Origin of the sequence: Pseudoxanthomonas japonensis (assembly GCF_010093445.1) — a bacterium.
Taxonomy (GTDB): Bacteria; Pseudomonadota; Gammaproteobacteria; order Xanthomonadales; family Xanthomonadaceae; genus Pseudoxanthomonas_A; species Pseudoxanthomonas_A japonensis.
Window position 1 is genome coordinate 1 of sequence record NZ_PDWW01000069.1, and the last position, 549, is coordinate 549.

1 protein-coding gene is annotated in these 549 nt (G+C 67.0%); it reads right to left on the reverse strand.

What is annotated here, in order from left to right; all coding sequences use genetic code 11:
• Positions 1-549, reverse strand: a 549-nt coding sequence (locus CSC78_RS18805; RefSeq protein WP_162339392.1) for a PAS domain S-box protein, incomplete at both ends; no start/stop codon positions are given.

Here is a 549-nt window from a genome sequence, read left to right on the forward strand (position 1 = left end):
TCGCCTGGTGCAGCTCCGCATCGCGCCGCTTCTGCTCGGTGAGGTCCGACGCCATCACCAGGAAGCCGGAAGCCACGCCATGTTCGTCGCGCAGAGCGCTCACGTTCAACGCCACCGGCATGGGTGTACCGTCGCGGCGTATATAGGTCCATTCGGCGACGTCGCTGCCGGCGGCGGTGGTCACGCCGGCGATCTGCGCGAAGTTCGTCCCGACATGGGTACCTTGGCGTTCGGACAGCGCGAGCGAGCGCGCACGGAGTTCGGTCTCGTCGTGCAGCAGGTCGATGCTGGTGCCGCCGGCGGTGATCTCCGCGGCCACGTGCCCCAGCATGCGCTCCGCCGCAGGATTGAACAGCGTGATCTTCCCCTGCAGGTCAGTGGCCACGATGGCGTAGCCGGCGTGCGCCAGGATGGCCCCCAGTCGTGAGGAATACGTGCGGATCTGCGCGGTGCGGTCCAGCACCTGCTGCTCGAGCGTGGCATTGAGGCGCAGGATGCCTTCCTCATGCCGCTTGCGCTCTGTGATGTCGATGATGAAGGCCAGCGCGA